This is a genomic window from Kitasatospora sp. NPDC050463 (assembly GCF_040655255.1).
GTDB lineage: Bacteria > Actinomycetota > Actinomycetes > Streptomycetales > Streptomycetaceae > Kitasatospora.
This window is the reverse complement of sequence record NZ_JBFAJO010000020.1, coordinates 104,396-129,099: the sequence shown is the minus strand read 5'-3', so window position 1 is coordinate 129,099 and position 24,704 is coordinate 104,396. Positions and strand designations below refer to the sequence as shown.

General features: G+C 71.2%; 15 protein-coding genes and 1 pseudogene. 15 read left to right on the top strand and 1 reads right to left on the bottom strand.

Annotated elements, in window-relative coordinates:
- Positions 1-503: 503 nt before the first annotated feature.
- Positions 504-1,642, bottom strand: a pseudogene (locus tag AB0J08_RS15665) (dihydrofolate reductase family protein).
- Between the two features lie 394 nt (positions 1,643-2,036).
- Between AB0J08_RS15665 and AB0J08_RS15660 the strand changes: the two are divergent.
- The 15 genes from AB0J08_RS15660 (at position 2,037) to AB0J08_RS15590 (ending at position 24,632) form a co-directional block, all read left to right on the top strand.
- Complete coding sequence (locus AB0J08_RS15660; protein ID WP_360633039.1) at positions 2,037-2,855, top strand: methyltransferase domain-containing protein; 819 nt, start codon at positions 2,037-2,039, stop codon at positions 2,853-2,855.
- A gap of 175 nt (positions 2,856-3,030) precedes the next feature.
- Complete coding sequence (locus tag AB0J08_RS15655; RefSeq protein WP_360633036.1) at positions 3,031-4,572, top strand: DUF4190 domain-containing protein; 1,542 nt, start codon at positions 3,031-3,033, stop codon at positions 4,570-4,572.
- A gap of 250 nt (positions 4,573-4,822) precedes the next feature.
- A complete protein-coding gene (locus AB0J08_RS15650) occupies positions 4,823-4,975 on the top strand; it encodes an SPOR domain-containing protein (protein WP_360633033.1) in 153 nt (50 codons plus the stop codon).
- 10 nt (positions 4,976-4,985) lie between these two features.
- Positions 4,986-5,393, top strand: coding sequence for an NUDIX domain-containing protein (locus AB0J08_RS15645; protein ID WP_360633030.1), 408 nt, complete (start codon positions 4,986-4,988; stop codon positions 5,391-5,393).
- A 486-nt stretch (positions 5,394-5,879) separates the two neighbouring features.
- Positions 5,880-8,492, top strand: coding sequence for a SpoIIE family protein phosphatase (locus tag AB0J08_RS15640; protein ID WP_360633027.1), 2,613 nt, complete (start codon positions 5,880-5,882; stop codon positions 8,490-8,492).
- A gap of 383 nt (positions 8,493-8,875) precedes the next feature.
- Entirely contained in the window at positions 8,876-11,308 is a 2,433-nt protein-coding gene (locus AB0J08_RS15635; protein ID WP_360633062.1) for a SpoIIE family protein phosphatase, read from the top strand.
- Positions 11,309-11,532: 224 nt separating this feature from the next.
- On the top strand, positions 11,533-13,416 hold the full coding sequence (locus AB0J08_RS15630) for an ABC transporter family substrate-binding protein (RefSeq protein WP_360633024.1): 1,884 nt from the start codon (positions 11,533-11,535) through the stop codon (positions 13,414-13,416).
- 389 nt (positions 13,417-13,805) lie between these two features.
- The gene (typA, locus tag AB0J08_RS15625) at positions 13,806-15,674 is read left to right on the top strand and encodes a translational GTPase TypA (RefSeq protein WP_360633021.1); all 1,869 of its coding nucleotides are present in this window, start codon (positions 13,806-13,808) and stop codon (positions 15,672-15,674) included.
- Positions 15,675-16,104: 430 nt separating this feature from the next.
- Positions 16,105-17,739, top strand: a complete 1,635-nt coding sequence (locus tag AB0J08_RS15620; RefSeq protein ID WP_360633018.1) for an ABC transporter substrate-binding protein — start codon at positions 16,105-16,107, stop codon at positions 17,737-17,739.
- Between the two features lie 89 nt (positions 17,740-17,828).
- A complete protein-coding gene (locus AB0J08_RS15615; RefSeq protein WP_360633015.1) occupies positions 17,829-18,773 on the top strand; it encodes an ABC transporter permease in 945 nt (314 codons plus the stop codon).
- Positions 18,766-19,707 carry an ABC transporter permease gene (locus AB0J08_RS15610; protein ID WP_360633012.1) on the top strand — a complete coding sequence of 314 codons (942 nt, stop codon included), beginning with the start codon at positions 18,766-18,768 and terminating at the stop codon, positions 19,705-19,707. The genes AB0J08_RS15615 and AB0J08_RS15610 overlap by 8 nt, the downstream gene beginning before the upstream one ends.
- A gap of 19 nt (positions 19,708-19,726) precedes the next feature.
- Positions 19,727-20,776 carry an ABC transporter ATP-binding protein gene (locus AB0J08_RS15605; RefSeq protein ID WP_360633009.1) on the top strand — a complete coding sequence of 350 codons (1,050 nt, stop codon included), beginning with the start codon at positions 19,727-19,729 and terminating at the stop codon, positions 20,774-20,776.
- Positions 20,769-21,788 carry a dipeptide ABC transporter ATP-binding protein gene (locus AB0J08_RS15600; RefSeq protein ID WP_360633006.1) on the top strand — a complete coding sequence of 340 codons (1,020 nt, stop codon included), beginning with the start codon at positions 20,769-20,771 and terminating at the stop codon, positions 21,786-21,788. Before AB0J08_RS15605 ends, AB0J08_RS15600 begins: the two co-directional genes overlap by 8 nt.
- A 174-nt stretch (positions 21,789-21,962) precedes the next feature.
- Positions 21,963-23,582, top strand: a complete 1,620-nt coding sequence (locus AB0J08_RS15595) for an ABC transporter substrate-binding protein (protein WP_360633003.1) — start codon at positions 21,963-21,965, stop codon at positions 23,580-23,582.
- Positions 23,583-23,705: 123 nt separating this feature from the next.
- Positions 23,706-24,632: an ABC transporter permease gene (locus AB0J08_RS15590; protein ID WP_360633000.1), complete on the top strand. Its 927-nt coding sequence runs from the start codon at positions 23,706-23,708 to the stop codon at positions 24,630-24,632.
- Positions 24,633-24,704: the final 72 nt, after the last annotated feature.

The window sequence follows — 24,704 nt, the reverse complement described above, 5'->3', positions numbered from 1 at the left end:
TCACCAGGACCGTCAAGCGCAAGCTCAAGAAGATCCAGTACCGAGCCCATCTGATCGACGCCTGCCTCACCGAGACCGGACTGATCATGGACGGCTGAGCTCAGCAACAGCCGACATCACGCAATCAAGTTCAGTACCACTACTGATCCCCGGCCCTGGCGTGCTGTCACCGTGCTGACCTAGGCCCTCAGGGCCAACACTTCCGCAGGTCACAGCGTTGTGGTGGAAATTCCACTTCACGTCTGAGCATCTGGTTGCTTTGAGCTGGGCCGATCTGCCATGTGTGCGGGTCGGACGGGGCCCGCCTCGCTTGGCGCGAGTCCTGATCTCTCCCGTGCTCAGTCTTCGTAGTGGTAGCGGCATTGGGCGATCAGGATCGAGTCCTCGCCGACCTGTGGATCAGGCGGTGCTCGTCGTTGGTGCGACGCGATCAGTAGCCCTGGAGGGCCGTGCCTCAGTGGTTCTGGCTCGCCGATGCCTTCGTTGCCGTTGCGGGCGGGATATCAGTCCAGCAGGTGAGCGTTGACCGCGCGGGCCTCGTCGGCCAGCTCCGGCAGCTCCACGACCTCGATCCCGGCCGCCTCCAGCAGCGCCGTGCCCTGGCAGTCGGTGACGAAGAGGTCCGGCTCGCGCCAGGCGACCACCACCCGGGGGACGCCCGCCGCGATCAGCAGCCGGGCGCACGGCAGCGGCCGGGAGGCCCGTCGGCCGCAGGGTTCCAGCGAGCTGTAGACGGTCGCGCCGCGCAGTCGCGGATCGTCCGCCGGAAGCTTGGCCAGGGCCGACTCCTCGGCGTGGTCGTGCGGGTCCGTCTCCCGGCTCCAGCCCTCGGCGAGAACCTCGCCGTCCGCGCCGACGATCACCGCGCCGACCGAGAAGGCCGTCGTGGAGGGCGGGCAGCGGCGCGAGAGCTCGACGGCCCGCCGCAGGTGTGCGAGGTCGGACGGTGCGCTGGTCACGGGGCGGGCTCCTTCGGGGCGTACCTGAGCAGGACGACATCGCCCACGGTACGTGCCTCCAGCAGGCGCATCCGGCGGGCCGGTCCGCCGGGGAAGGCCGCCGGGTGGACGAAGCGCGGCGCGTCCGCCTGCCCGACCAGCAGCGGGGCGACGGCCAGCTGGAGCTCGTCGGCCAGGCCCTGGGCCAGGAACTGGGTGTGCACGCTGCCACCGCCCTCGACCATCAGCCGCCGTACTCCGCGGGCCCCGAGGTCGTCCAGGACGGCGCCCAGCCCGACGGTCTCGCCGAGGGCCACCACCTCGGCCAGCCCGTCCAGTGCCGGGCGGAGCACCGCGGCGCCGGCGTCCGAGGTGTAGGCGATCTTGTCGCCGCCGGTGTGCCAGAACCTGAGTGCCCGGTCGAGCGCCCCGCCCGCGGTGAGGGTGACCTTCAACGGGTACGCGGGCCGGCCGGCCGCGAGCCGGGCGGCCCGCCGGCCGGGATCGTTGACCAGCAGCCGGGGGTTGTCCGTGCGCAGGGTGTTGCCGCCGACCAGGATCGCGTCGCTGGCGGCGCGCTCCTCGTCCACCCGGTCGAAGTCCGCCGGGTTGGAGAGCAGCAGGCGGTCGGGGGAGGCGTCGTCGAGGTGTCCGTCGAGGGACATCGCGGCGCTCAGCAGGACGAAGGGGCGGCGGCCGGGCATGGTGGAACCGTTCTGTCGGGAGCCCGTCCACGGTACGGGCCCGGCCCTGTGGGGCGCGTCGCACGGGGGCGGGTGTTCGTCCGGTGGCCCGCTGCCGGCGTTCGCCGCGTGGCCCAACCCCGGTCCGCACCTCGCGCCGCCCCACCTCGAAGGGCTGTCACGGCCAAGGACCTCACCCGGCCGGAGCGGAAGTAGTCCCGTACCGCCTGGTTCACCCTCAACCAGCGCTTCCCGGACGGCAAATACCCTCGCTCGGACGACGGGCGAGGGCTTCCGCACGGAGCATGGTGATCGAAATATGAGACGAATCTTCTCGCCATGCGGGACGAGGAGTAGCGTCGGAGACGTCGGGAGAACCGACCGCGGGGAACGACCGAAACCCAGGGGGACCGCCATGACCGGACAGCAGCCCACCGTCTACACGCACGGCCACCGGGAGCCCGTGCTGCGCTCGCACCGCTCCCGCACGGTGGCCAACTCGGCCGCCTACCTGCGGCCCGAACTGCGGCCCGGGCAGACCGTGCTGGACGTCGGCTGCGGCCCCGGCACGATCACCGCCGAGCTGGCCGAACTGGTCGGCCCCACCGGGCGGGTGGTGGCCGTCGACACCTCGGCCGAGGTGCTGGAGTCGGCCGCCCGGTACGCGGCGGACCGCGGCGTGTCCAACGTGGTCTTCCAGGTCGCCGACGTGCACGGACTGCCGTGTGCGGACGGGGAGTTCGACGTGGTGCACGCCCATCAGGTACTGCAGCACGTGAGCGACCCGGTGGGGGCGCTGCGGGAGATGCGCCGGGTGACGGCACCGGGCGGAGTCGTCGCGGCCCGGGACGTCGACTACGCGACCATGACCTGGTACCCCCAGGTGTCCGAGCTGGACCGCTGGCTGGCGCTGTACCGGCGGATCGCCCGCGCCCACGGCGGCGAGCCGGACGCCGGCCGACGGCTGCTGTCCTGGGCCAGGCAGGCCGGCTTCACCGACGTCACCGCGACCTCCAGCACCTGGACGTACGCGACGCCCGAGCAGCGGGAGTGGTGGGGCGGGCTGTGGGCCGACCGGATCCTGGCGACCGACATCGCCGAGGTGGCGGTGGCCGAGGGGTACGCGGACCGGGCGGAGCTGGAGCGGATCGCGGCCGGGTGGCGGCGCTGGGTGGCCGCCGAGGACGGGTGGTTCGCGATGCTGCACGGCGAGGTGTTGGCGCGCCGGTCCTGAGCGTCCGGCGGTCGGAAAAGGGCGAGTGGGTGTTCTCCAAGATCGGGTAAAGTCGCGCGTCCGTTCCCATGGTCCGCCCGCTGGCCCGCCCGCAGGTCAGTTCGCCGGTCCGTCCACGGAACGTTCGAGTCGTCACTGCCGAGCTGATGCCCGTGACCGGGCCGGGGGAGTCCACGTGTCCAAGCCCGAGTCCGACGCGCCCGTACCCGCGTCGGATGCCGCCGCGTCGGACGCTGTCCGGTCGACCGGTGAGGCGTGGGACGCCGTCGCGCCGCCGGTCGCCGCACCGGACGGTCCGGCCGTGGACACCTCATCGGCCGACGCCGCGCCGGCCGAATCCGTCGCGGCGGGTGCTCCGGAGCCCGCGGAGCGGGTGGAGCTGACCAAGCCGACCAGGCCCGACGCCGGGCCCCCGGCCCCGGAGGCTGCCGTCGAGCCCGCGGCACCGACCGCCGCAGCGCCCGCAGCGCCCGCCGACCCGTGGGCCGCGCCCGGCACGACCGCCCCCGCCACCCCCGGCACGACCGCCGCCCCCGGCGCCGTTCCCACCGCCGACCCGTGGACCGCCGCCGGCGGCCCGGTGCCGCCCGGTCCGCCGCCCGCCTCCGGCTGGGCCGCCGTCCCGCCCGGCGCGCTCTCCGGCTTCCAGCCCGGCTACGCCTACCCGGCCCCCGAGGTCACCAACGGCTTCTCCGTCGCCGCGCTGGTCACCGGCCTGCTCTGCATGTGGCCCCTCTCGCTCGCCTTCGGCATCGTCGCGCTGGTCCAGATCCCCAAGCGCAACGAGCGCGGCCGGGGCATGGCGGTGACCGGTGTGGTGCTGGGCATTCTCGGCGTGCTGGTCACCCTGGTGGGCTTCCTCGGCCTCCTCGCCGCCGGAGTGGACGCGAGTGCCGACCGCCCGGCCCGTGCCCCGAAGGCGCCCGGGTCGGTGCTCTGGTCCTCGCTCAAGTCCGGCGACTGCTACAACCCGCCCGGCGGCGCCGCGGGCTCCGAGGACGGCGACGCGACGGTCCTCTGGGTGCTCAAGGCGTCCTGCTCGCTGCCGCACCACGGCGAGGTGGCCGGCACCGCCCGGATCCCGGAGGGCGACGGGCTCGCCTACCCGGGCGAGAGCCTGGTCCGGGAGAGCGCCGCGACCCTCTGCGGCCCGGTGCTCACCGACTACGCACTCGACTACTGGGCCGTGCCGGACGGCATGGACGAGGTCTACCTCTACCCGAGCCGCGCCAACTGGAAGTCCGGCGAGCGCTACGCGACCTGCGCCTACGAGGACCGCGACGCCGAGCACCTGGGCAGTGTCCGCACCGACCGGGGCAAGCTGTCCTCGGCCCAGTTGACCTACCTGGAGGCCGCCCGGGCCTACAACACCGTCTCCTGGAGCGAGCCGGACGCCGAGGTCGCCGAGGCCCGGTCCGACTACGTGTCCTGGGCGAGCCGGATGGCCGACGCCTCCCGCAAGGAGGCCGAGCAGCTGTCCAAGGGCGCGGTGGTCTGGCCGGATGGCGCCAAGCCGAAGGTGGCCGAGCTGGTGGCCGCCCAGCGCGACGCCGCCACGGTCTGGGACACCGCGGCGAGGACGGTCGACGCCACCGCGCTCGAACGTGAGATCCGGCGGGCGAAGGCGCTGGTGTCCAAGTCGGCCAAGGTGACCGTGGAGATCCGCCGTGAACTCGGCCTGTCGACCGGTGAGCAGGTCGGCGAGATCCGGGCCTGACGGCGAGATCCGGGCCTGACGGCGGGGGCTCGGCCTGACGGCGGGAAGCGGCCCGGTCGCGTCTTACCGGGCGTTAACCGGGCCCGTACCTGCCGGTAGCGCGCCGGGCGTAGCGTCCCCGTCGGGACGGTCCCGGCCCGACCCCCACGCGGGCCGGGACCGTACGCCCGGGGGCCGAGCCGCGCCCCGTGTGCCGCATGCCGTGCGGCCGCCGGCCGTTCCGACCCGGTGGGCTCCTACGCTCACCGGTATGGACACCTGTCGGGTGATGCGCCAGGACGACAACGGCAACCGCTTCGTGGTCGCCAAGGGCCTGGGCCGGGCCGAGGCCGAGCGGCTGGCGGCCGAGTTCGAGGCCCGCGGCCACAAGCAGCTGTACTGGGTGGAGGCCGAGGCCGCATAGGGTCGGGGCCATGGAGAACCGGATCGTCGTCGGGGGCGCGCTCGTCCACCGGGGCCGGGTGCTGGCCGCCCGCCGCAGTGCTCCGGCCGAGGTGGCCGGGCGCTGGGAGTTCCCGGGCGGCAAGGTCGAGCCCGGCGAGACGCAGCCCCAGGCGCTGGAGCGGGAACTGCTGGAGGAGCTCGGTGTCCGGGCGAAGGCGCTGGAGCGGTTGCCCGGCGCGTGGCTGGTCCGCCCGGGCCTGGAACTGCGGCTCTGGGTGGCCGAACTGCTGTCCGGCGATCCGCAGCCGCTGCAGGACCACGACGAGCTCCGCTGGCTGGGCCCCGCCGAGCTCGACGGGTTGGACTGGCTCGACCACGACCGCGAGGCCCTCCCGCACCTCGCCCACCTGCTGACCGTGGCTCGCCCCGCGCGCTGAGCGCCCGGTGGCCTGCGCGCCTGCGGCCTGAGCCCCGCGCGCTGACACTCCACGCGCCGACCTCACGCCGCACCCCCCGCGCGTGCGCCGGGGCGCGGGCACTCCCGGCACGCCTCGCGTGCCCTCCCGCGCCCCTTCCGTGCCGCACCCGCCCCGAGGGCACCCCGTGCGCGAGCAGCTGCCCTCGCCACGCGCAATACGCCAGGTAGGTCAATCGGAAAAGACGACCCTTAAGCCGGGATAGCCTGGGTTCTGCTGGGTATGTCACTTTTCGGCACTATTCGTCACCATCGGTGAGCCGTCCCCAGCCGGCGACACCGATCCCGACCAGAGCCGGAGGCCCCGTCGGTGTCGAATACCGGTCACGGTGGCGGGGGAGCGCGACGCACGGGCACCGGGGGGAGTGCCTCCGCCCGTGCCCGCCTGCGCCGTGGTGGGCGCCGGCCGCAGCCGCCGCCGGCCGGCCGCCGCCGGGGTGACGGCGGCGTGTCCGAGGCCCAGCCCTCGGACCGGCCCGCGCCGTCCCTGGTGGTCCCCGACGCGACCGCGTCGGCGGGCCCCCGCAGCCGCCCCGCCCGGCCCTTCCCGGGCGGCCCCGGGGTCGAGCAAGGCGGTCCGGGCGCCCCCCGCGAGGGCAACCTGCTCGACGTGGTGAAGGTGGCCATCGCGATCCTGGACACCGCCGGCCGGGTGGTGCTGTGGAGCCCGGCCGCCGAGGAACTGCTCGGCTGGCCGAACGAGCTGCTGGTCGGCCGCCGGATCGACGAGCTGATCCCGGACGCGGACCAGGTCGTCCGGATCCGCGCCGCGATCCAGGACACCCTGCGCCACGGCCGCTGGGCCGGCCTGGCCGAGCTGCGCGACCGGGACGGCGAGGCGGTCACCGTCGACGCCCGGATCTCGCTGCTGGTGGACGGCGACGGTACCCCGTTCCTCCAGGTCAACCTGGCCGAGGCGGCGGCCGTGCTGGCCGTCGAGCGGGACCTCGCCGTGCGTGACGCGCTGTTCGAGCAGTCCCCGCTGGGCATCGCGATCCTCGACACCGACCTGCGCTACACCGCCGTCAACCAGACCCTGGCCGAGATGAACGGCATGGTCGCCGAGGACCACGTCGGGCGGACCACCGGCGAGACCCTGCCCGAGCGGGCCGCCGACGAGATCACCGCCATCCAGCGCCAGGTGCTGGCCACCGGCGAGCCGGTCATCGACGTCACCCTCGCCTCGCCCGTCACCGCCCGCTCCGGGTACCGCTCGATCTCCTACAGCCGGATGACCGACCGGGCCGGCCGGGTGCTCGGCATCTCCGGCACCGTGATGGACGTGACCGAGCGCTACCGGGCGGTCTCCAAGGTCGAGCACGCCCGGCGCCGGCTCTCGCTGCTCAACGAGTTCGGCTCCCGGGTCGGCGACCTGCTGGACGCCTCGCGGATCGCCCAGGAGCTGGCCAGCGCCGTGGTGCCCCGGCTCACCGACCACTCCGCGGTGATCCTGCTCCAGGCCGTCGCGCACGGCGACGACCTGCCCCGGCACGGCCACGACCGCCGCACCTCGCTGCTGCAGCTGGGCACCGCCTCCGTCCAGGACGGCCCCGAGGTGGAGGTGATGCTCCGGCGCGGTGCCCGGATCACCTTCGCCGAGGACTCCGCCTGCGGGCGGGTGCTGCGCACAGGCGTCCCCGAGCTGCTCTCCGGCGCCGACCAACTGAGCGATGTCACCTACTCCGGCGACCCGAAGATGCAGGCCGCCCACGACCTGGGCGTGCACTCGATGCTGGTGGTGCCGCTGCGCGCCCGGGGCATCGTGATCGGCCTGCTGCTGGTCAGCCGGGCCGGCTACCGCGAGGGGTTCGACCGCGACGACCTCGCGTTCACGGTCGAGCTGGCCGACCGGGCCGGCAGTTCACTCGACAACGCCCGGCTCTACGCCCGTGAGCGCACCGCCGCGCTCACCCTGCAGCGCACCCTGCTCCCGCAGCAGGTCCCGCAGCCCACCGGCGTCGAGGTCGCCTACCGCTACGTGCCCGGCAGCAGCGGTACCGAGGTCGGCGGTGACTGGTTCGACGTCATCCCGCTGCCCGGCGACCGCACCGCGCTGGTGGTCGGCGACGTGATGGGTCACGGGCTGCGGGCCGCCGCCACGATGGGCCGGCTGCGCACCGCCGTCCGCGTCCTGGCCGCCCTGGACCTGCCGCCGGACGTGCTGCTGCGGCACGTCCACGAGCTGGCCGACGACCTCGCCCAGGGGCCGGACGAGGCCCTGCTGGCCACCTGCATCTACGCCGTGTTCGACCCGGCCACGGCCCGGCTGACGGTCTCCAAGGCCGGCCACATCCCGCCGGTGCTGATCGTGCCGGGCGCGGACTCCGAGGAGCCGACCCGGTCCGGCGGCCCGCTGCTCGGCGGTGTCGGCCGGATCCTCGACCTGCCCTCCGGCGCGCCGCTCGGCGTCGGTGGCGTCCCGTTCGAGTCGGTCGAACTGAAGATCCCCGAGGGCAGCCTGCTCGCGCTCTGCACCGACGGCCTGGTGGAGTCCCGGGACAAGGACCTCGACGTCGGCCTCGGCCGGCTGGTCACCGTGCTCCAGCAGCCGCACGCCTCCATCCAGGCGGCCTGCGAGGCGGTGCTGGACACCATGGAGCAGGGCCGGGAGCCGGACGACGTGGCGCTGCTGCTGGCCCGCCTCGGCCACGGCCAGGCCGGGACCCCGACGGCCGGCTGGACGCTGCCGGCCGAGCCCACCGCCGTCTCGCGGGCCCGCCGCCTGGTCCGGGCCGCTCTGGTCGAATGGAGCGTCGAGGAACTCACCGACACCACGGAGCTGCTGGTCAGCGAGCTGGTCACCAACTCGGTCCGCTATGCGAGCGCTCCCATCGGAGTACGGTTGACGCTGGGCGAGACGCTGCTGGTCGAGATCTCCGACCCGCTGCCCGACCCGCCCCGTGAGCGCCACGCGGCCGAGGCCGACGAGGGCGGCCGGGGCCTGGAGCTCGTCCGTCGGCTCGCGCTGCGGTGGGGCGCCCGGGCGGAGGGCATGGGCAAGGTCGTCTGGTTCGAGCAGGCGCTGCCGGGTATTGAGCCCGACGAGCCGGGAGTCGAGTAGGACGCGAGTAGAACGGGGCTGCATATGCCATCGGTCAGCCGGGGGGAGCGCGCACTCCGGCAGGGGGCGCGAGCGTGGCATTGTGGTTGCGCGGGCGGTAGGACAAAAACCTTCGCCCGATCTGATGTTGTGATGTTGAGGGCGTGTGAACGTACCCCTCGATGATGAATACTCGGTCTTCTCGGCATCCGGACGGTCGCGGGTTTGGAGGGGTCGGTCCGTTGAACAGCACCCCGGCGCGTAATGCGCCGAGCAGCAGCGGTCATGCCGCTGTGCCCGGGCAGGCCGGTTCGCCACACCTGCCCGCCCCGTCCCCGGGGGACCAGCGGGCCGCCCGCCCGGCGGCCGGCGCCCACCGGTGGGGCGCGGGGGACCCGGGGTCGATCTACGACTACATCCGGGTCGCCACCTTCGCGATCGGCCCCGACGGCCGGATCAGCCAGTGGAGCGAGCGCGCCGCCGAGTTCTTCGGCCTGCCCGCCGCCGAGGCGGTCGGCGCCGATCCGGTCAGCACCTTCGTGCCCCGGGAACTCTGGCAGCGCGGCCGCACCCGGCTGGAGCGCACGCTGGCCGGCGAGGAGTGGGTCGGCACGACGCCCTACCGTGACGCCACCGGTGGCGAGGGTCTCGCCGAGCTCTACCTGATGCCCGACAGCGCGCTGCCCACCGCCGGTGCCACCTGTCTCGCGGTCGACCTCGGCCGGCTGCGCCGGATCGAGACCGACCTGGCCGCCTCCGAGGCCGTCTTCGGCCAGACCCCGACCGGCTTCGTCCTCTTCGACGACCGGCTCCGGCTCCAGCGGGTCAACGACGCCTTCGCCTCCGGAGTGGGCCTCGTCCCCACCGACCTCGAAGGCCTGACCGCGCACGACCTCTTCCCGGCCCCCGAGGCCGACCGGCTGACCGCCGCGCTGCGCAAGGTCCTCGCCACCGGTGAGCCCGTCTTCGACCTGCGCTTCCACTCCGCCGTGCCGACCCGGGAGGGCAAGCGGCTCTGGGCCGTCTCGCTCTACCGCCTCAACGGCTCGGCCGGCCAGCCGATGGGCGTCGCCGGCCAGGTCTCCGACGTCACCAGCCGGCACGTCGCCGAGCGCGAGGCCGACGGCGTCCGCCGCAACCTGGCCCTGCTCAACGAGGCCAGCGCACACATCGGCTCCACCCTCGACCTGGAGACCACCGCCAAGGAGCTGCTGGACGTCGTCGTCCCGCCGTTCTGCGACCTCGCCACCGTCGACCTCTACACCGCCCTGCTGTCCGGCGAGACCGTTCCCAGCGCCGGCCGGTACGGCGACGGCGTGCTCACCGACGGAAGTGGCGAGCTGCGCCGGGTCGCCGTCTCCAGCGTGGTCGGCGGCGCCTCCTCGGTGCTCGGCTCGGTCACCGGCCTGCCGATCGCCGAGGCCGGCGGCACCCTCTGCTACCCGCGCCGCTCGCCGCACGCCCGGGCGCTGCGCACCGGCCGCAGCGTCGTCCCCGAGCCGGGGCCGGACCCTCTGCTGCGCTCCACCCTGATCGTGCCGCTGGTCGCCCGCGACCAGGTGCTCGGCCTGGTCCAGCTCTCCCGCGCGATCGGCAGCGAGCCGTTCGACGCCCGTGACGTCGCCATCGCCGAGGAGCTGGTGGCCCGCGCCGCGGTCTGCATCGACAACGCCCGGCTCTACCGCCGCGAGCACGAGCGCGCCCTGATCCTGCAGCGCAGCCTGCTGCCCCCGGGCAACCCGGCCGCCAGCGGTCTGGAGATCGCCTGCCGGTACCTGCCCAGCAACAACAACACCGAGGTCGGCGGCGACTGGTTCGATGTCATCCCGCTGCCGGGCAACCGCACGGCCCTGGTCATCGGCGACGTGATGGGCCGCGGCCTGCGCGCCGCCGTCGCGATGGGCCAGCTGCGCACCGCCGTCCGCACCCTGGCCATGCTCGACCTCGACCCCGCCGAGGTGCTCACCGCCCTCGACGAGATCGCCCGCGGCCTGGGCGACGACTCCGCGCCCGCCGGCTCGCCCACCCCGTACGGCCGACTCACCTCGACCGCCGACGAGGAGGCCCGCGAGGTCTATCTGGCCACCTGCGTCTACGCGGTCTACGACGCTGTCACCCGGCGTTGCATCTTCGCCAACGCCGGCCACCTGCCACCCGTCCTGCTCAGCCCGGACGAGCCCGCCCGGATGCTCGACGTACCGCCCGGCCTGCCGCTCGGCGTCGGCGGCGAGCCCTTCGAGGAGGTCGAGCTGACCCTGCCGGACGGTGCCGTGCTCGGCCTCTACACCGACGGGCTGGTGGAGAGCCGCAAGCACCAGCTGGACGAGGGCCTGCGCGCCTTCCGGACCGCGCTGTCGGCCGAGGGCAAGGGCCTGGAGGACCTCTGTGACCACGTCCTCGGCGAACTCAACCCGCACCACGGCGAGGACGACATCGCCCTGCTGATGGCCAAGGTGCACGCCTTCCCCGACGACGCGGTCGGCAACTGGTTCCTGCCGCCCGAGCCGACCTCCGTCGCCAAGGCCCGCGAGCTGGCCTGCAGCTGGCTGCTGGCGCGCGGCCTGGACGAGCTGGTCGACACCACCGAGCTGCTGGTCAGCGAGCTGGTCACCAACGCGCTCCGGCACGGCCGGGGCGAGATCCGGCTGCGGCTGCTGCGCGACCGCAGCATGGTCTGCGAGGTCTGGGACGACGGCTACGCCCAGCCGCGCCAGCGGCGCGCGCAGGAGACCGACGAGGGCGGGCGCGGGCTCCAGCTGGTCAGCCTGCTGGCCGAACGCTGGGGCAGCCGGCGGACGCCCAAGGGCAAGATCGTCTGGTTCGAGCTGTCGCTGTAGGCGCCAGCCCCACGCCCCGGACCGAAGGGGCGCGCCGCTGCCGAGCGGGCTAAGGGCCGTGCCGCCGCCGAAGAAGACGGCGCCGTGCCCGCGGACCGTCGGCAGTGGGTGGCAGTGGCCCGGAGGCGAGCGGGCGGGGCACGGTTCGGCTGTCCGGGTGCAGTGCCCGGCGGCCCGCCGTGTCGCTACGGCAGCCCGCGCCCGGGCGGCGTTCGATGGCCGCCATGCGCGTCCGCCAGCTCACCGCCGCAGCCGCCGCGCTGCTGCTCGCCGCCGGGGGCCCGGCCGGTTGCTCCGGTGCCCCGGCCCCGGCCCGCACTCCGGTGCCCGCCCCCGTGCCGGCCGTCCCCACCGCCGTCACCGGGGACGTCGGCCCGCCCGACCGCGACGCCGTCCAGGACGGCGGCACGCTGCGCTGGGCGGTGGACGCCGCCCCCGCCACGCTGAACGCCTACCAGTCGGCCGCGACCGCGGACACCGCGCTGCTCGCCCACGCCCTGTACCCCTCGCTCTTCCGACCGGACGAGCACGGCCGGCCGGTCGCCGACCCGGACTACCTGGAGTCCGCCGACTGCACCCCGCCCGGGCAGCGGCCGCAGGTGGTCACCTACCGGCTCAACCCGCACGCCGTCTGGAGCGACGGCACCCCGCTCTCGGCCGCCGACTTCACCGCTCAGCGGGCCGCCCTCTCCGGCCTCGACCCGGCCTACACCGGCACCCGTCCGGCCGGGTACGACGCGATCGACTCGATCACCCCCGGCGCCGGCCCGCAGGAGGTGAGGGTGACCTTCCGGCAGCCGTACGCCGAGTGGCAGTCGCTGTTCGGGCCGCTCTACCCCGCGGTGGTGACCGGTTCCCCGGCGGCCTTCAACCGGCCGCTGACCGGGGGGCCGGAGCCGACGGCGGGCCCGTTCCTGCTCTCCGGGTACGACGCGGCGGGCGGCCGGGTGAGCCTGGTGCGCAGCCCGAGCTGGTGGGGCGAGCGGCCGAAGGCGGACCGGATCGACTTCCTGGCCACGCCGGCCGAGCGCCGGCTGGACGCGCTCGACCAGGACCGGCTGGACATCGCACCGCTCACGGCGGCGGTCGACCGCGCGGGCGCCGCCCCCGCCGCCCCCGCCGCCCCGGCCACCCCCGCCGCCCCGGCCACCCCCGCCGCCCCCGCCGCCCCGGCCACCCCCGCCGCCCCGGCCACCGCGCCCGCTTCCGCCACTCCCGCCGCCGCGCCGCCCGCCGGGGCCCCGGTGGCCGCTCTCCAGGCCCTGCGGCGGGCCGAGGCACTGCCCGGCATCACCGTGCACCGGGCGTCCGCCGCCTCGCTCACCCAGCTCACCCTCAACGCCGCCCGCGCCCCGCTCACCGACCCGGCCGTCCGGCAGGCGCTCGTCCGGGCCGTCGACCGGCGGCGGATCGCCGACGCCGCCCTCACCCCGCTCGGCCTCGCGGCCGCCCCGCTCGGCAGCCACCTGCTCGCCGGCGACCAGGACGGCTACCGGGACAACAGTTCCGCGCTCGGCCCGGTGGACCCGGGCCGGCTGCTGGACGCGGCCGGCTGGAAGCGCCCGGCCGGCGGCGGCACCCGCACCCGGAACGGCGGGTCGCTGGTGCTCACCCTGCTGATCCCCGCCGACTCCGCGACCGCCCGGCGCACCGCCGACGCGCTCACCGCCAACCTCGCCGAGGCCGGCATCGCGCTCCGGGCGGTGGCGGCGCCCGCCGAGGCCTTCGTCCGGGACCACCTGGCCACCGGCGACTACGACCTCGCCCTGTTCTCCTGGCCCGCCGGGCCCCACCCGGCGGTCGAACAGCGCGCCGTCTACGCGAAGCCCCGGCCGGGCGCCGACGGCGCCCTGGAGCCCGGCAGCAACTACGGCCGTTCGGGGACGGAGGAGATCGACCGCCTGTTCGACCGGGCCGCCGCCGAGCTCGATCCGGCCGGCCGGATCGCCCTGCTCCAGGAGGCCGACACCCGGATCTGGCAGCTGGGCCACTCCGTCCCGCTCTACCAGCGCCCCGACCTCGTCGCCGTCCGCTCCGACGTGGCCGCCGCCGGCGCCTGGGGCTTCACCTGGCCCCGCTTCCAGGACGTCGGGCTGCTCAGCCGCTGACCGGCCCGGCCTCCAGCGGCCCGGGCTCCACCGCCCTGGGTTCCACCGCCCTGGGTTCCACCGGGGCCGCCGGCGCCCGGTCACGGCCCGGTTCCAGCCCCTGTCGCGCACAGCCGCCGGAAGAGCCCGAGCGCAGCCGGACAGCTTGCGACGCGGTGTCCGGCGGGGGACGAGCGGGTGATCAACCTGTGATCTTGATCCCGCCCGACCTGCCCGTTTCGGCCGACCTGGACGGTTCCCCGTACGATAGGAGGAAGCCGTGGCATGTCCTGCCCGGCGGGTGGACCGGTAGTAGCAGGCGGTACGGGCGGCGGCGATCAACAGGGATCGCCGGTCGGCGTCACGCAGCCGGGCGCCGTAACCCACGATTCCGGGAGAATCCGCTCCGCATGCCCACGCGCAATGACATCCGCAACGTTGCCATCGTCGCCCACGTCGACCACGGCAAGACCACGCTGGTCGACGCCATGCTGAAGCAGGCCGGCGCCTTCGCCGCCCACCAGCACCTCGACGACCGCATGATGGACTCCAACGACCTGGAGCGCGAGAAGGGCATCACCATTCTCGCGAAGAACACCGCCGTCAAGTACCACCCCAAGGAGGGTGGCGCGCCGATCACGATCAACATCATCGACACCCCCGGCCACGCCGACTTCGGTGGCGAGGTCGAGCGCGGCCTGTCGATGGTCGACGCGGTCGTGCTGCTGGTCGACGCCTCCGAGGGCCCGCTGCCGCAGACCCGCTTCGTGCTCCGCAAGGCGCTCACGGCCAAGCTGCCGGTCATCCTCTGCATCAACAAGACCGACCGCCCGGACTCCCGGATCGACGAGGTCATCAACGAGACCTACGACCTGTTCCTGGACCTCGACGCCACCGAGGACCAGATCGAGTTCCCGATCGTCTACGCCTGTGCGCGTGACGGCGTCGCCTCCATGACCAAGCCGGAGAACGGCACCGTGCCGGCCGACAGCGACTCGCTGGAGCCGTTCTTCTCCACCATCCTGGAGCACGTCCCGGCCCCGATCTACGACGAGGACGCCCCGCTGCAGGCGCACGTCACCAACCTGGACGCGGACAACTTCCTCGGCCGTATCGCGCTCTGCCGCGTCGAGCAGGGCGAGCTGCGCAAGGGCCAGCAGGTCGCGTGGATGAAGCGGGACGGCTCGGTCCAGCAGGTCAAGATCACCGAGCTGCTGATGACCGAGGCGCTCACCCGCAAGCCGGCCGAGGTGGCCGGCCCCGGCGACATCTGCGCCGTCGCGGGCATCCCCGAGATCATGATCGGCGAGACCCTGGCCGACCTGGAGAACCCGGTCGCGCTGCCGCTCATCACGGTGGACGAGCCGGCCATCTCGATGGTCATCGGCACCAACACCTCGCCGCTGGTCGGCAAGGGCGGCAAGGGCCACAAGGTCACCGCCCGCATGGTGAAGGACCGCCTGGACCGCGAGCTGATCGGTAACGTGTCGCTCCGCGTGCTGCCGACCGAGCGTCCGGACGCCTGGGAGGTCCAGGGCCGTGGCGAGCTGGCGCTGGCCATCCTGGTCGAGACCATGCGCCGGGAGCTGTTCGAGCTGACCGTCGGCAAGCCGCAGGTCGTCACCAAGGTCATCAACGGCAAGACCCACGAGCCGGTCGAGCGGATGACCATCGACAGCCCCGAGGAGTACCTCGGCGCGATCACCCAGCTGATGGCGACCCGCAAGGGCCGCATGGAGACCATGACGAACCACGGCTCCGGCTGGGTCCGCATGGAGTTCATCGTCCCGTCGCGCGGCCTGATCGGCTTCCGGACCCAGTTCCTGACCGACACCCGCGGCACCGGCATCGCGCACAGCATCTTCGAGGGCCACGAGCCGTGGTTCGGCGAGCTGCGGATGCGCAACAACGGTTCGCTCGTGGCGGACCGCGCGGGCGTCGTGACGCCGTTCGCGATGATGGGCATCCAGGAGCGCGGCACGCTCTTCGTCGAGCCCACCACCGAGGTGTACGAGGGCATGATCGTCGGCGAGAACTCGCGCCAGGACGACATGGACATCAACATCACCAAGGAGAAGAAGCTCACCAACATGCGTGCCGCTTCCTCCGACACCACCGAGAACCTGGTGCCGCCGCGCAAGCTCTCGCTGGAGCAGTCGCTGGAGTTCTGCCGCGAGGACGAGTGCATCGAGGTGACCCCGGAGACCGTGCGCATCCGCAAGGTCGTCCTGGACCAGAAGGAGCGCGGCCGTTCGGCTTCGCGCGCCAAGAAGGCCTGACGCCCGGGTTTAAACGGCCTTTGGGCTGAATCGATCGCCCCCCTTTCCACTGGAGAGGGGGGCGATCGTTTTCAACTACTCCAAGTTGTCGACGCGCGTATAAACGGAATAGCGCTTACCACGGTCAGGTGTCCGCTGAGCGAACGTGACAGTCCGTCATTCATGACGACTGTCCGTTTAATGCCTGTCTGAGTATGTCTTATATGTCCGATTTTCGAAACTTACCGACCGTTCATGTGACCTAATTGAGATCGCCAGTGGTCACATTCGTGTCCGTACGTGACACATAGTGGGTGCAGTCAGGCTCGGGTCAAGGGTTAACGCGCAGGGGTGCGCGCCGAAACCACGAGCGCGGACGGCACAACGGAAGCGGCGTCAGCCGCCCGCAGTGCTCTCCTCGTTGGAAAGTCGATTTCAGGAGGCATCCCCCATGCGCGGTGCAACCCAGACCAAGTGGATCGTCGCGGCGACCGCTATCGCCCTCGCGGCGACCGCTTGCAGCACCAGCTCGAAGAGCAGTGACAAGGCCTCTTCCGGTGGCGGCAGCATCGCCGTCCAGCTCGGTGAGCCGCAGCACGGTCTGGTTCCGCAGAACACCGCGGAGTCCGAGGGCACCGAGGTCGAGAACGCCCTCTTCGCCGGCCTGGTCGACTACGACTTCAAGACGAACGCCCCGACCCTGCGCGTGGCCGAGTCGATCGAGTCCCCCGACAGCAAGGTCTGGACGATCAAGCTGAAGGACGGCTACACCTTCCACAACGGCGAGAAGGTCACCGCCAAGTCCTTCGTCGACGCCTGGAACTGGGGCGCCAACCAGGACAACGCCGCCGAGGGCCTCCCCTTCTACGCGAAGATCGACGGCTCCGAGGAGCTGGCTCCGGGCAAGGACAAGAAGCCCACCGCCAAGGAGCTCAAGGGCCTGAAGGTCGTCGACGACAAGACCTTCACCGTCACCCTGTCGGCGCCGTTCTCGCAGTTCAAGACGATGCTCGGGTACAACCCGTTCTACCCGCTGCCGCAGGCGTTCTTCGCCGACCCGAAGGCCTTCGGCGACAAGCCGATCGGCAACGGCCCGTTCGAGATGGACGGCAGCTGGGAGCACAACAAGCAGATCAAGGTCAAGCGCTACGAGAACTTCCCGGCCTCGGACGGCAAGGCGAAGCTCCAGGGCGTCACCTTCAAGATCTACGACAACCTGGACACCGCGTACAACGACCTGCGCGCCGACAACATCCAGGCCACCGACAAGCTGCCGATCTCGGCCATGTCGACCGTCAAGAGCGAGTTCGGCGACCGCTACATCTACAAGCCGGAGTCGGGCGTCGGTTACATCGGCTTCCCGATCTCGACCAACCCGGCCGCGTACGGCAAGCCGGAGATCCGCAAGGCGATCTCGATGGCGATCGACCGCGAGGCGATCACCAAGACCATCTTCTCGGGCACCCGCGTCCCGGCCGACGACTTCGTCAACCCGCTCATCCCGGGCTACCGCAAGGGCGCCATGGGCGACGCGGCCAAGTACGACCCGGTCAAGGCCAAGGAGCTCTTCACCCAGGCCAACGGTGTTCCGGGCAACACCATCGAGCTGGGCTACAACGCCGACGGCGGCCACAAGGAGTGGATCGAGGCCGTCGGCAACCAGCTGAAGAAGAACCTGGGCGTCGAGGTCACCTTCAAGCCGTTCGAGAAGTTCGGCAAGATCCTGGACGACCTGCAGGCCAAGCAGTACTCGGGCGCCTTCCGGATGGCCTGGTCGATGGACTACCCGTCGATCGAGGACTACCTGCGCCCGATCTTCTCCAAGGTCGCGATCGAGAACGGCTCGAACTACGGCGGTTACGTCAACGAGCAGTTCGAGACCCTGCTGGACCAGGCCGACCAGGCGAACACGGACGACGCGGCCATCAAGCTGTACCAGCAGGCCGACGACATCCTCGTCCAGGACCTGCCGTACATCCCGGTGTACACCTACATGTCCTCCGCGGCTTACACCAAGAAGATCAAGAACTTCGACACCGACGCCCAGGGTCGCATGAACCTGGCCCAGGTCGAGCTCGCCGGCTGATCCGGTAGTCAGACGAACGGGGGCGGGTGGACCGGACTACAGTCCGGTTCCTCCCGCCTCCCTTCCTTGTCCGAAAGTATGGAGGTCTGATGGGCCGCTATGTCATCCGCCGACTGATACAGGCGATCCCTGTCCTGCTCGGTGCGACGCTGCTGATCTACGGGCTGGTTCACTACCTGCCCGGTGACCCGGTGCAGGCACTGGCCGGCGAAAAGCGAGCCGACCCGATCGTGGCGGACATGATCCGCCAGAAGTACCACCTGAACGACCCCTTCCTGCTCCAGTACTGGAACTACATCTCGGGGGTCTTCCAGGGGAACCTCGGTGAGAGCCTGACCGGTCGCTCCGTGACCGAAATGATCAGTGAGGCGTTCCCGTACACCCTCAACCTCGCCCTGGTCGCCTTCATCATCGAAGCGGTCATGGGTGTGCTGGCGGGTGTCCTGGCGGCCCTTCGCAAGGGCAAGTTCATCGACCAGCTGGTCCTCATCAGCACGCTGTTCGTGATCTCGATCCCGGTCTTCGTCACCGGCTTCGTGCTCCAGCTGGTGCTGGGCGTGAAGCTCAAGAACGACTACGGCTTCGACTTCTTCCCGGTCTCCTTCAACGAGGAGGACGGACTGCGGGCGTACCTGCTGCCGGCCTTCGTGCTGGCGTCCACCTCGCTCGCGTACGTCGCCCGACTGACCCGCACCAGCCTGATGGAGACCATGCGCGCGGACTACGTCCGCACCGCGGTCGCCAAGGGCCTGAAGCGCCGTCGGGTGATCGGCCGTCACGCCCTGCGCAACGCGCTGATCCCGATCGTCACCTTCCTCGGTGCCGACCTGGGCGGCCTGATGGGCGGCGCGGTCATCACCGAGAAGATCTTCAACATGCACGGCATCGGCGGCCTGCTCGCCCAGTCCGTGTACCAGAAGCAGGGCACGGTGATCGTCGGCATGGTCACCCTGCTGGTGATGATCTACCTCATCACCACCCTGCTCGTGGACCTGCTCTACGCCGTGCTCGACCCGAGGATCCGCTATGAGTGACACCATCACCGTGGGCAGCGAGGCCCCGTCCGAGGACAACAGCCCGAAGACCGCCCCGGAGAAGAAGCAGAAGCCGGAGCGGGTGGCCAGCCTCTGGACGGACGCGCTGCGCGACCTGCGCCGCAACCCGGTCTTCATCATCGGTGCCGTTCTGGTGCTGTTCCTGCTGGTCATCGCGGCCGTGCCGCAGCTGTTCACGGACGGCAGTCCGACCGCGAACGGTGCCTGCGACCTGGCCGACTCCCTGAAGCGCCCGAGCGCCGAGCACTGGTTCGGCTTCGACGTGCAGGGCTGCGACGTCTACACCCGTACGGTGTGGGGCGCCCGCAACTCGATCATCGTCGGTGTGCTGACCACGCTGCTGGTCACCCTGGTCGGCTCGCTCCTCGGTCTGCTGGCCGGCTGGAAGGGCGGGATCACCGACTCGATCCTGTCGCGCTTCACCGAGATCTTCTTCTCGATCCCGCTGCTGCTCGGCGGCATGCTGATCATGTCGATGCTCGGCAAGGGCAACGCCTACACCGTGTCGCTGGTCATGGCGGTCCTCGGCTGGCCGCAGATCTTCCGCATCATGCGCGCCTCGGTGATCTCCAACAAGCACAACGACTACGTGATGGCGGCCAGGGCGCTCGGCGCCGGCAGCTTCCGGATCACCTTCCGCCACATCCTGCCGAACGCCATCGCACCGGTGATCGTGATCTCCGCGATCAGCCTGGGCGTGTACATCGGCGCCGAGGCGGCCCTGTCCTACCTGGGCATCGGCGTCCAGTCCCCGGAGATCTCCTGGGGCCTGATGATCAGCGACGCCCAGCCCCGCTTCCTGAACGCCCCGCACGTGCTGCTCTTCCCGTCCGCGGTGCTGAGCATCACGGTGCTCGCGTTCATCATGCTCGGCGACGCGGTGCGCGACGCCCTCGACCCGAAGCTCCGCTGAGAGAAGAGGTGACGACCCGATGACCACCGTGATCGAGAAGAACAGCAAGAGCGGCCGCCTTGAGGTTGGCACCCCGCTGTTGGAGGTCCGCGACCTCCACGTGGAGTTCCACACCCGGGACGGCGTGGCCAAGGCCGTGAACGGCGTGAACTACTCCGTCGCCGCCGGTGAGACCCTGGCGGTGCTCGGCGAGTCCGGCTCCGGCAAGTCGGTGACCGCCCAGACCATCATGGGCATCCTGGACATGCCGCCCGGCAAGATCAGCCAGGGGCAGATCCTCTTCCGCGGCGAGGACATGCTCGCCATGAAGGAGGAGCAGCGCCGGCTGATCCGCGGCCAGAAGATCGCGATGATCTTCCAGGACGCGCTCTCCTCGCTGAACCCGGTGATGACCGTCGGTGCCCAGCTCGGCGAGATGTTCCGGGTGCACCGCGGCCTGTCCAAGAAGGACGCCCGGGCCAAGGCCATCGAGCTGATGGACCGCGTGCGCATCCCCGCCGCCAAGCAGCGCGTGGGCGACTACCCGCACCAGTTCTCCGGCGGTATGCGCCAGCGCATCATGATCGCCATGGCGCTCTCCATGGAGCCCGACCTGATCATCGCCGACGAGCCCACCACCGCCCTGGACGTCACCGTCCAGGCCCAGGTGATGGACCTGCTGGCGGAGCTGCAGGCCGAGTACAACATGGGTCTGATCCTGATCACCCACGACCTCGGCGTGGTCGCCGACGTCGCGGACAAGATCGCCGTGATGTACGCGGGCCGGATCGTCGAGACCGCCCCGGTGCACGAGCTGTACGCCAATCCCGCGCACCCGTACACCAAGGGCCTGCTCCGCTCCATCCCGCGCCTGGACCAGAAGGGCCAGGAGCTGTACGCGATCAAGGGCCTGCCCCCGAACCTGCTGAAGGTCCCGGCCGGCTGCGCGTTCAACCCCCGCTGTGACGTCGCCACCGACCTGTGCCGCTCGGAGACCCCGAAGCTGCACCAGGTGACCGACAAGGACGGCACGGAGCTCACCGGCCGCCGCAGCGCGTGCCACCTCTGGAAGGAGACCCTCCATGGCTGAGCCCATCCTGGAGGTCAAGGACCTGGTCAAGCACTACCCGCTGACCCAGGGCATCCTCTTCAAGAAGCAGGTCGGCGCGGTCAAGGCGGTCGACGGCATCTCCTTCGACCTGATGAAGGGCGAGACGCTCGGCATCGTCGGCGAGTCCGGCTGTGGCAAGTCCACGCTGGCCAAGGTGCTGATGAACCTGGAGCGGGCCACCTCCGGCCAGGTGCTGTTCAAGGGCGAGGACATCTCCAAGCTGTCCGGCGCCGCCCTCAAGGCGGTCCGCCGCAACATCCAGATGGTGTTCCAGGACCCGTACACCTCGCTCAACCCGCGGATGACGGTCGGCGACATCATCGGCGAGCCCTTCGAGATCCACCCCGAGGTGGCTCCCAAGGGCGACCGCCGCAAGGCCGTCCAGGACCTCCTGGACGTCGTCGGCCTGAACCCGGAGTACATCAACCGGTACCCGCACCAGTTCTCCGGCGGTCAGCGCCAGCGCATCGGCATCGCCCGCGGCCTCGCGCTCAAGCCCGAGATCATCATCTGCGACGAGCCGGTCTCCGCCCTGGACGTCTCCGTCCAGGCGCAGGTGATCAACCTGCTGGAGCAGCTGCAGAGCGACTTCGAGCTCTCGTACATGTTCATCGCGCACGACCTCTCGATCGTCCGGCACATCTCCGACCGCGTCGGCGTGATGTACCTCGGCAAGATGGTCGAGATCGGCTCCGACGAGTCGATCTACGAGAACGCGACGCACCCGTACACCCAGGCGCTGCTCTCCGCGGTGCCGGTGCCGGACCCGACCGCGCGCGAGTCCCGCGACCGGATCATCCTGACCGGTGACATCCCCTCGCCGGCCAACCCGCCGTCCGGCTGCCGGTTCCGCACCCGCTGCTGGAAGGCGGAGGAGCGCTGCTCCACCGAGGTCCCGCTGCTGGCGGTGCCCACCACGCTGAGCGGCGCGGCCGCCCACGAGTCGGCCTGCCACTTCGCCGAGGTCCGGGAGACGGCCGCCGCCGTCTGATCCCGAGGCGTTCTCCCCGGAAGGGCCCGCGGCTTCGAGCCGCGGGCCCTTCCGGCGTTCCGTCAACTTCCGTCAGGGCCCGCTGCACCCATCCGGGGGTACCCGACTCGCGCCGCCGAGCGGTCGCGCTTCTCATGGGGTGTGATGCGACACACACCTTGAGGAGGGACCTCCATGCCCGCAGGCACTCGCGCTCGATGGGTCCTCGCCGCTGCGACATCTGTGGCCCTGGTGGCCAGCGGGTGCAGCAGCAGCGGCGGAGGCAGTAGCTCGTCGGACAGCAGCAAGACCTTCAGCTACCAGAGCAGTGAGCCGCAGAACCCGCTCCAACCGGCGAACGCGAACGAGACCGGCGGCGGGCGCATCCTGCAGAACCTCTTCAAGGGGCTGGTCGACTACGACCCCACCAACGCCAAGCTCCGGATGCAGGTCGCGGACTCGATCGACACCAGCGACTCGCAGACCTTCAACGTCACCCTGAAGAGCGGCTGGACGTTCCACGACGGCACCCCGGTCACCTCGCAGAACTTCGTCGACGCCTGGAACTGGGGCGCGACCACGAGCAACAACCAGATCAACAGCTCCTGGTTCTCCGACATCGAGGGCTACCAGGACGTCCACCCGGCCAGCGGCCAGCCGACCACCACCAAGATGTCCGGCCTGACCGTCACGGACGACACGCACTTCACCATCAAGCTGCGGAACAAGGTCTCGTACTTCGAGTACAAGCTGGGCTACATCGCCTTCTCCCCGCTGCCCACCGCCTTCTTCAACGACCCGGCCGGGTACGGGCAGAAGCCGGTGGGCAACGGCGCCTACCAGTTCGTCAGCTGGGACCACAACCAGCAGGTGGTCACCAAGGCCTACCCGAACTACCAGGGCGTGGACAAGCCGAAGAACGGCGGCATCGTCTTCAAGATGTACAACACGGCCGAGGCCGCCTACGCGGACCTGCAGTCCAACAACCTCGACGTGATGGACCAGGTGCCGCCGTCCGCGCTGGCCACGTACAAGACCGACCTCGGGGACCGCGCGATCGACTCGCCGCAGGGCGCGATCCAGAACATCGGCTTCACGCTCTACCAGCCGGAATGGGCCGGCCCGGAGAAGGCGAAGGTCCGGCAGGGCCTGTCGATGGCGATCGACCGCCCGACCATCACCAAGACGGTCCTCCAGGGTTCGCGCGCGCCGGCCTCCGCCTGGGTCGCGGACGGCGTCGAGGGCTACAAGGCCGGCCAGTGCGGGGACTTCTGCAACTTCGACCCGACCAAGGCCAAGCAGCTGATCACCGAGGGCGGCGGCGTCCCCGGCAACAAGCTGACGATCACCTACAACGCGGACGGCGGCCACAAGGAGTGGGTCGACGCGGTCTGCAACTCGATCCGGCAGAACACCGGCGTGGACTGCGTGGGCGACCCGAAGCCCGACTTCAAGACCGCCCGTGCGGCGATCACCGGCCACCAGATCAGCGGCGTCTTCCGCACCGGCTGGGTGCAGGACTACCCGCTGAACGCCAACTTCCTGGCCGACGTCTACCGCACCGGCGCGGCGTCCAACGACTTCGGCTACAGCAGCCCGCAGTTCGACCAGCTGGCCGACCAGGCCGACCGGGCCGCCAGCGTGAGCGACACGGTCACCGGCTACCAGAAGGCCGAGGCGGTGCTGGCCAACGACATGCCGGCCATCCCGCTCTGGTACTACCGCACCAACTCGGGCTACTCCAACAACGTCCAGAACGTCACGTTCGACTCCTTCGGCAACCCCGCCTGGACCCAGGTCGAGGTCAAGGGCTGATCCAGCCCCTCGCGCCGGGCCCCGCCCTCCCCGCACGGAGGGCGGGGCCCGGGCACTCGACCCCCAACCGGCCCTCCGGACCCCGGTCACGGGCCGACCAGTCACCCTAGGAAGGAGGCTCGGATGGGCAGTTATGTGCTGCGGCGCGTGCTGCAGATGATCCCGGTGTTCTTCGGTTCCACATTCCTGATCTTCCTGATGGTCTACACGCTGCCGGGCGACCCGGTCGCGGCGCTGTTCGGGGACAAGGCCGCCGACCCGGCGGTGGTGGCCAACCTGAAGCACAAGTACTACCTCGACCAGCCGCTCTGGAAGCAGTACCTGCACTACATGGGGAACCTGTTCCAGGGCGACTTCGGGACGAGCTTCACCGGCCGCTCGGTCACCGACATCATGGCGGACGCCTTCCCGGTCACCATCCGGCTGGCGCTGATGGCCTTCGCCTTCGAGCTGATCGTCGGGCTGACGCTCGGTCTGGTCTCGGGCCTCAGGCGCGGCAGCGTCCAGGACACCCTGGTGCTGGTCCTGACCCTGGTGGTGATCTCGATCCCGGTGTTCGTGCTGGCGTACATCGCCCAGACGATCTTCGCGACCAATCTGGGCTGGGTCACCCCGACCGTGCAGGACTCCACGGACCTCTCCCAACTGATCCTGCCCGCCATCGTGCTGGGTTCACTCTCCCTCGCGTACGTCGCCCGGCTCACCCGGACGTCGATCGGGGAGAACCTGCGGGCGGACTACATGCGCACCGCGGTCGCCAAGGGTCTGCCCCGGCGCACCGTGATCACCCGTCACCTGCTGCGCAATTCGCTGATCCCGGTGGTCACCTTCCTCGGGACCGACCTCGGCGCGCTGATGGGCGGTGCGATCGTCACCGAGGGCATCTTCAACGTCCAGGGCATCGGCAACGTGCTGTACCGGGCGATCAACCAGAAGGAGGGCCCCACCGTGGTCGGCATCGTGACCGTCCTGGTGATCGTCTACCTGGTCGCCTCCCTGATCGTCGACCTGCTCTACGCGGTCCTGGACCCGAGGATCCGCTATGCCTGATCTGCATGACGAGAGCGAGTACAGGCCGCATCCGGCACCGGGCGTCGACCACCTCGACTACGCCGGCGAGCA

Coding starts and splice junctions, on each gene's coding strand:
- AB0J08_RS15660 (WP_360633039.1), top strand. CDS start 2,037: ATGACCGGACAGCAGCCCACCGTCTACACGCACGGCCACCGGGAGCCC.
- AB0J08_RS15650 (WP_360633033.1), top strand. CDS start 4,823: ATGGACACCTGTCGGGTGATGCGCCAGGACGACAACGGCAACCGCTTC.
- AB0J08_RS15645 (WP_360633030.1), top strand. CDS start 4,986: ATGGAGAACCGGATCGTCGTCGGGGGCGCGCTCGTCCACCGGGGCCGG.
- AB0J08_RS15630 (WP_360633024.1), top strand. CDS start 11,533: ATGCGCGTCCGCCAGCTCACCGCCGCAGCCGCCGCGCTGCTGCTCGCC.
- typA (WP_360633021.1), top strand. CDS start 13,806: ATGCCCACGCGCAATGACATCCGCAACGTTGCCATCGTCGCCCACGTC.
- AB0J08_RS15620 (WP_360633018.1), top strand. CDS start 16,105: ATGCGCGGTGCAACCCAGACCAAGTGGATCGTCGCGGCGACCGCTATC.
- AB0J08_RS15615 (WP_360633015.1), top strand. CDS start 17,829: ATGGGCCGCTATGTCATCCGCCGACTGATACAGGCGATCCCTGTCCTG.
- AB0J08_RS15610 (WP_360633012.1), top strand. CDS start 18,766: ATGAGTGACACCATCACCGTGGGCAGCGAGGCCCCGTCCGAGGACAAC.
- AB0J08_RS15605 (WP_360633009.1), top strand. CDS start 19,727: ATGACCACCGTGATCGAGAAGAACAGCAAGAGCGGCCGCCTTGAGGTT.
- AB0J08_RS15600 (WP_360633006.1), top strand. CDS start 20,769: ATGGCTGAGCCCATCCTGGAGGTCAAGGACCTGGTCAAGCACTACCCG.
- AB0J08_RS15595 (WP_360633003.1), top strand. CDS start 21,963: ATGCCCGCAGGCACTCGCGCTCGATGGGTCCTCGCCGCTGCGACATCT.
- AB0J08_RS15590 (WP_360633000.1), top strand. CDS start 23,706: ATGGGCAGTTATGTGCTGCGGCGCGTGCTGCAGATGATCCCGGTGTTC.